General features: G+C 63.5%; 5 protein-coding genes. 3 read left to right on the forward strand and 2 right to left on the reverse strand.

The features are described from left to right. Both ettA and EN914_RS23225 read right to left on the reverse strand, forming a co-directional pair. Nucleotides 1–1,370: energy-dependent translational throttle protein EttA (gene ettA, locus EN914_RS23220; RefSeq protein ID WP_127389284.1), on the reverse strand; the 1,370-nt coding region annotated here is incomplete at its 3' end. Nucleotides 1,371–1,534: 164 nt separating this feature from the next. Then, complete coding sequence (locus EN914_RS23225) at nt 1,535–2,542, reverse strand: ribonuclease T2 family protein (protein ID WP_024501493.1); 1,008 nt, start codon at nt 2,540–2,542, stop codon at nt 1,535–1,537. Nucleotides 2,543–2,725: 183 nt separating this feature from the next. Between EN914_RS23225 and EN914_RS23230 the strand changes: the two genes are divergently transcribed. From EN914_RS23230 to EN914_RS23240, 3 genes are all read left to right on the forward strand, one after another. Then, nucleotides 2,726–3,658, forward strand: a complete 933-nt coding sequence (locus EN914_RS23230; protein ID WP_024501494.1) for an alpha/beta fold hydrolase — start codon at nt 2,726–2,728, stop codon at nt 3,656–3,658. A 99-nt stretch (nt 3,659–3,757) separates the two neighbouring features. Next, a complete protein-coding gene (locus tag EN914_RS23235) occupies nt 3,758–4,933 on the forward strand; it encodes a CaiB/BaiF CoA-transferase family protein (RefSeq protein ID WP_024501495.1) in 1,176 nt (391 codons plus the stop codon). Then, nucleotides 4,930–5,277: thiamine pyrophosphate-binding protein (locus tag EN914_RS23240; RefSeq protein WP_245497837.1), on the forward strand; the 348-nt coding region annotated here is incomplete at its 3' end. The genes EN914_RS23235 and EN914_RS23240, both read left to right, overlap by 4 nt.

A 5,277-nucleotide genomic window follows, 5' to 3' on the forward strand; every position in this document is an offset into this window, starting at 1 on the left:
CCGCCGGTCTTCAACATCTTGGCCAAATGCACGCGGTTGCGCTGGCCGCCGGAGAGGTTGCCGACCTTCTGCTGCTGGTCGCCGCCACGGAAGTTGAACGACGCGCAATAGGCGCGCGTGTTGGCCTCGAACTTGCCGAGCTTGACCACTTCTGCGCCGCCGGAAATCTCTTCCCACACCGTCTTCGACGGATCGAGAGCATCGCGGCTCTGGTCGACATAGCCGAGCTTCACCGTTTCGCCGACGCGCACAGAACCCGCATCCGGCTTTTCCTGGCCGGTGATCATGCGAAACAGCGTCGTCTTGCCGGCGCCGTTCGGGCCGATGACGCCGACGATGCCGCCGGGCGGCAGCTTGAATTCCAGGCCGTCGATGAGCAGCGTGTCACCAAAGCCCTTCGACAGGCCTTCCGCCTCGATCACGACATTGCCGAGCCGTTCGCCGTGCGGGATGACGATCTGCGTATCGCTCGGACGCCGCTTGTCGGCTGCATCCAAAAGATCCTGGAACGCCTGGATACGCGCCTTGGATTTGGTCTGGCGGGCCTTCGGGCTCGACTGGATCCATTCGCGCTCGCGGCCGATGGCGCGCTGGCGGGCATCGTCCTCGCGGCCTTCCTGCTTGAGCCGCTTGGCCTTGGCTTCGAGGTACTTGGTGTAGTTGCCCTCATAGGGAATGCCGCGGCCGCGATCGAGTTCGAGGATCCAGCCGGTGACGTTGTCGAGGAAGTAGCGATCGTGGGTGATGATCATCACGGCGCCCGGATAGGCACGCAAATGCTTTTCCAGCCATGCCGTGGTTTCGGCGTCGAGATGGTTGGTCGGTTCGTCGAGCAGCAGAAGGTCGGGCTGGCGCAGCAGAAGCTGGCAAAGTGCGACGCGGCGGCGTTCGCCGCCCGACAGCTTGGTGACTTCCGAATCCTTGGGCGGGCAGCCCAGCGCTTCCATCGCCATCTCGACCTGCTGTTCGAGATCCCACAGGTTCAGCCGGTCCATCTCGTCCTGGAGCTTGGCCGACTCGTCGGCCGTCTCGTCGGAATAGTTCATCATCAATTCGTTGTAGCGCTCGATGATGGCGGTCTTGGCGGCGACGCCTTCCATGATGTTTTCGAACACGGTCTTGTCCGGATCGAGCGCCGGCTCCTGCGCCAGGTAGCCGACAGTGGCGCCTTCGGCGAGCCACGCTTCGCCGTTCCACTCCTTGTCGAGCCCGGCCATGATCTTGAGGATCGTCGACTTGCCCGAACCGTTGGGGCCGAGGATGCCGATCTTGGCGTCCGGATAGAAGGAGAGATGGACATTCTCGAGCACCTTCTTGGTGCCATAGGCCTTGTTGAGGCCGGCCATGTGATAGATGAACTGGCGTGCCACGCGCGCTTTCCCTGAAAAACCGACTGGATTTGTCGAATTGAATGGAGGTTGGCCGCTATGTAGGCGATGCGGCGGCGAACGGCAATCGCTTTTGCCAGATCAGGCCAATCACACGGACAAGTGTGGACCGCTGCTCGTGCAGTCTGGGGGCCGTTCAGCCGCCCTTACTGGAACCCGATAGCGTCGACGGTGCCGGTCGGGCAGCCTGCCTTGTTGGTCGGCACCGAAGCCAGCAGCAGGTCCTTGAGCGCGCTGTTCGGGCCGATCGGGCCGGCGAGGCCGAGGGTCAGTTCGCCGATCAGCCGCCTGCCGCTCGACGGATCGATGACGCAGGAAACGCGCACGCGGTCCCCTGCTCCCGCCCCGAAGGCAGTGTCGAAAGCGCCGCGGATCTGGTCGGCCGTCAGCTTGCCGCCGATGTTCTTGGCAAAGAGATCGCGCACCGGCGAACTGTTCACCGCGCGCATCAAATTCAGCGCGTCGGAGAAATAGTCCTGCTGGCTCTTGCCGTAGCAGGTGCCGTGCTTGATCCATTCATGCCGTTCGAGGTGGGAGGCCGTTCCAGGCATCACCTGGTCGAGTTCCGTGCGGGTGTTGGCGTCAAGATTGACCGACGGCAGGTCTTTCCAGTGGGCCGGATTGTCGTTGGCCTTGTCGCTCGCCGTCGCCTGGCAATAGAAATTGCCATTCGGCTGCGGCCACAGGCCGTGCAAGGTGAAATGCGTGGCGTCGAAATCGCCGGCACTTTGTGCCCTGCATTCGGTCTTGTTCGACTTTGTCTCGCAAAACGCCGGCTGCCAGCTCAGCGCGAAGACGTATTCGGGCTTCCCCGATGCCGCCGGCTTGCCTTGCCCGTCAGGCGCGGCCGGCACGGTCGCCGCGCTGCTGCCGGAAACATGGCCGCAGCTGACCTTCACCCAGCGGCGCTCCGGATCGGCGCCCGGCACCAGGATGAGATAATGCGTCGGCGTATCCTTGTTGCCGGCAAGCAACTGATAGCTCTGCCCGGCATCGGTCGAGACATTGCCGGGGTTCTTGCCGTTCTTGATCGCTTGCGTCGCCGGACAGGCGGCGTCGGCGACGAAGCTGCCGCTCATCTTCACGTCGGCATGCGCGGCCCCGGCCAGCGACGCCGCCAACATGGCCAATCCGAAAACGACACCGATGCGCATGGAGAATCCCCGGCTGAAGAAGTGGGCGACAGACTGAAGCTGCCTCCATGTCAGAATTGCGATATTTTGCTGACCGAACGCAAGAAACATCGTCGCGAAAAGCGGGTTTGCCGGATTGACGCATAATGTGGGCCGGCGCAAACAAAGCCAACGACGACAAAAGCAAGGGCGGGACCAGGCGGCATGTCATTCAGCCAGCAGCGCGTGGTTGCCTCGCCGACCGGTGCCGAGCTCAATCTTTTCGTCAGGCAGGCCGATGGCCGGGCACGCGCCGTCGTCCAGATCAATCACGGGCTAGCCGAGCACGCAGCGCGCTATGCCCGCTTTGCCGATTTTCTTGGCTCGCGCGGTTTCGACGTCTATGTCCACGATCATCGCGGCCACGGCGCGACCAAGGCGTCCGACGCTCCGCTCGGCAGGTTCGCCGACAGGGACGGTGCCGCCAAGGTGATCGCCGACGTCGACGTCATCCATGATCTTATCGCCCGCGAACGGCCAAACAGACCGGTCATCCTGTTTGGCCATTCGATGGGTGCGTCGGTGGCGCTGAACTACCTGTTGCGCCACTCGCCACGCGTTCACGCGGCAGCAATCTGGAACGGCAATTTCTCCCAAGGCCCGCTTGGGCAGCTTGCGCTCGGCATCCTTGCCTGGGAACGGATGCGGCTCGGCTCCGACGTGCCATCGCGCCTGCTGCCGAAACTCACCTTCCAGGCCTGGGGCAAGGCGGTGCCCAATCACCGCACAGTGTTCGACTGGCTGTCGCGCGACGAAGCGGAAGTGGCGAAATACATTGCCGATCCCTTGTGCGGCTGGGACGCTTCGGTGTCGATGTGGCGCGACGTCGTCGGTATGGCGCTGAACGGCGGCAAGGATGCCGGCTTTGCCGGTATCCGGCGCGACCTGCCCGTCAGCATCGTCGGCGGCGAGAAGGATCCGGCTTCCGACTATGGCAAAGGGATCACCCATCTTGCCGATCGCATGCGCAAGATGGGCTTTTCGAATCTGGTTTCAAAGGTTTACGCCGACACCCGCCACGAAAGCCTGAACGAGGTGAATCGCGACATTATCATGGATGATTTCGCCGCCTGGGCCGACGAAGTCCTCAAAGCGTGACGGATTGGCCCATTGCAAGAGCCGTGACAGCCGTTGCAGGGCTTGATAGAGGCTCTGCTTTCGCAGCAATCGCAGTGATTGCGGCAACCACGGTGATCCATGGCTGAGCCCCCGCTGAAAGGCGTCCGCGTCGTCGAACTCGCCCGCATCCTTGCCGGGCCATGGGCCGGGCAGTTGCTTGCCGATCTCGGCGCCGATGTCATCAAGGTCGAGAGCCCCGATGGCGGCGACGACACCCGCAAATGGGGCCCGCCCTTCGTCATGGGCAAGGACGGCGAGAACCTGTCGGCCGCCTATTACCATTCCTGCAATCGCGGCAAGCGCTCCATCGCCATCGATTTCTCGACCCCGGAAGGCGCCGAGACGGTGCGCCGGCTGGTCGCCACTTCGGACGTGCTGATCGAGAACTTCAAGCTCGGCGGCCTGAAGAAATACGGCCTCGACTATGACAGCCTGCGCAAGATCAACCCGCGCCTCGTCTACTGCTCGATCACCGGTTTCGGCCAGGACGGTCCGTACGCACCGCGCGCCGGCTACGACTTCATCATCCAGGCCATGGCCGGCATGATGTCGATCACCGGCGAGGTCGGCCGCGAGCCGCAAAAGGCGGGCGTTGCCATCTCGGACATCTTCACCGGCCTTTATTCGGTCATCGCCATCCAGGCAGCACTGCGCCATGCCGAGCAGACCGGCGACGGCCAGCATGTCGACATGGCGCTTTTCGACACCCAGATCTCGGCGCTCGGCAACCAGAATTTGAACTATCTCGTCTCCGGCAAATCGCCGGTGCAGATGGGCAATGCGCATATGAACATCGCCCCCTACGAGGTGGTGCCGGTCCGGGACGGGCACATCATCCTTGCGGTGGGCAATGACGGCCAGTTCGCCAAATTCTGCGCTGCCGTCGGACTGGACGACCTGCCTGCCAATCCCGACTTCGCCACCAATCCTGCCCGGGTCGCCAACCGGGTCAAGCTGCGTGAGCGCATGATCGAGGCGCTGAAGATCTTCGACCGCGATCCGCTGCTGGCAAAGCTCGAAGCGGCCGGCGTGCCGGCGAGCCCGATCAACACGATCGGCCAGATGTTCGCCGACCCGCAGACGATCGCGCGCGGCATGCGGCTCGACCTGGACGACGGCCATGGCAATCTTCTGCCTTCGGTGCGCGCGCCGATGGTGATGTCGGGCACGCCGCTGGTCTATGAGCGCCCCTCGCCGCGCCTGGGCGAGCACACGCAAGAAATCCTTGCCGAACTGGAGAAGTCTGGACAATGAAGACCGGCGGACAACTCATCGTCGACGCGCTCGAAGCCAACGGCACCGACCGCATCTACTGCGTGCCCGGTGAATCCTATCTGGCGGTGATCGACGCGCTGCACGATTCAGCGATCCGCACCATCGTCTGCCGCCAGGAAGGCGGTGCCGCCATGATGGCCGATTGCCACGGCCGCCTGACCGGCAAGCCCGGCATCTGCTTCGTCACCCGCGGCCCCGGCGCCACCAATGCCTCGGCCGGCATCCACATCGCCATGCAGGATTCGATACCCGTCATCCTGTTCATCGGCCAGGTCGCCGGCCACGCCAAAGAGCGCGAGGCTTTCCAGGAGGTGGATTACAAG

The organism is Mesorhizobium sp. M7A.F.Ca.CA.001.08.2.1 (assembly GCF_003998455.1).
GTDB classification, from domain to species: domain Bacteria; phylum Pseudomonadota; class Alphaproteobacteria; order Rhizobiales; family Rhizobiaceae; genus Mesorhizobium; species Mesorhizobium ciceri.

What these genes read in the sequence shown, in the direction of transcription:
- EN914_RS23235 (WP_024501495.1), top strand. Translation starts at nt 3,758, where the DNA reads ATGGCTGAGCCCCCGCTGAAAGGCGTCCGCGTCGTCGAACTCGCCCGC.
- EN914_RS23225 (WP_024501493.1), bottom strand. Translation starts at nt 2,542, where the DNA reads ATGCGCATCGGTGTCGTTTTCGGATTGGCCATGTTGGCGGCGTCGCTG.
- EN914_RS23230 (WP_024501494.1), top strand. Translation starts at nt 2,726, where the DNA reads ATGTCATTCAGCCAGCAGCGCGTGGTTGCCTCGCCGACCGGTGCCGAG.